1 protein-coding gene and 1 tRNA gene are annotated in these 1,176 nt (G+C 33.6%); both read right to left on the bottom strand.

All coding sequences use genetic code 11. The features are described 5' to 3' along the window. Positions 1–484 precede the first annotated feature (484 nt). Positions 485–560 (bottom strand) — tRNA-Pro (locus DMP16_RS10075). 39 nt (positions 561–599) lie between these two features. Continuing rightward, positions 600–779 (bottom strand): hypothetical protein, encoded by a 180-nt coding sequence (locus DMP16_RS11580; RefSeq protein ID WP_231961256.1) that lies wholly within the window; start codon positions 777–779, stop codon positions 600–602. Positions 780–1,176: the final 397 nt, after the last annotated feature.

The raw sequence follows: 1,176 nt of genomic DNA, 5'->3' as shown, positions 1-1,176 counted from the left end.
TTATAAACTCTTTATTAGTTTAAATTAACGCTGTTAATAAAATAGTCAATATTTTTTGCTAATTTAGTTTATTCTATATAATATGGAAAATGGAATTATTCGAAATATAACGTTAACAAAATTAGATTAAGAAAACCAACTGAAAGATATCGAAATATGTTACACATAGTCAAAATGATCTATGTCAAAATGATCTATAATAACCTATACTTAAACGCATAATAAACGAGAACGCTATAGTTAAGATGGTAGCGTAAGCTATTCGCCTAGAATATATCCGAGACATCTTTTAAAAGTGACTTCGAATGACCAAATCTGCTCAGAAGTTATAACGCTAAACTCAAAGTATATAACAAAAACGCTAAGATTAGATTAGTAGAAGATAATTTAAAACCTCCTTGCCTCAGAATTTATTGGTATTTACAGCAGAATATAGATTAAAATTTTGTATTTAACAAAAACAAAGATCTAATAATATAGTAAATGGGGCCGAGGGGATTTGAACCCCTGATCACCAGGGCCCAAGCCTGGCGTCCTAGTCCAGGCTAGACTACGGCCCCACATAACTACTATTCTTTAATGCTTTATATGGTTAACTGTTAGGAAGATGAACTGACTTCCTTCCCACCATGCAGGGCTCCCATCATCAATTCGTGTTTACACCTCTCATATATTGGGAGGCCCAGAGGACTATATAAATTCATAGTTGCAATTACGTCCCTATCGTTCTCATAGCAACATTTTGAGCAACGCAAATACCTATAAGCGACCTCTTTCATATCCTTGCCACATTTAGGACAATGGTAGAGGAAAAATTAGGGATAACATAAACAACTTTAAGACCATACTTTTTAGCCTCCCATTCAATTCAATATTGTTACCCTACGATACTACATCAAATATAGCTTATCCCTAAATTCTATTGACAAACTCTTAACACTCTTAATCATATTATTTAAATCCTCTAAAAAATTGCTGAAACGTTAAATGACGTAGCCATATCAACAATCCATTTCCCAACTTTCCTAACAGAATCCTCCAATATGTTCTTAGCCTTCTTGTGGAAAGCCTTAATTCTGTTTAAAATCCTGTCATTCTCCTTCCATCCCTTATCATTTGCAAATTTTCAGCTAAACTCTTATAATGATGAGCACCATCCAAACGAGTTAGCATCCT

The organism is Sulfolobus sp. B1, from assembly GCF_007050195.1.
Lineage (GTDB): Archaea > Thermoproteota > Thermoprotei_A > Sulfolobales > Sulfolobaceae > Saccharolobus.
The sequence above is the reverse complement of the archived record's forward strand: the minus strand, read 5'-3'. Positions and strand labels throughout refer to the sequence as shown.

What these genes read in the sequence shown, in the direction of transcription:
- DMP16_RS11580 (WP_231961256.1), bottom strand. Translation starts at nt 779, where the DNA reads ATGAAAGAGGTCGCTTATAGGTATTTGCGTTGCTCAAAATGTTGCTAT.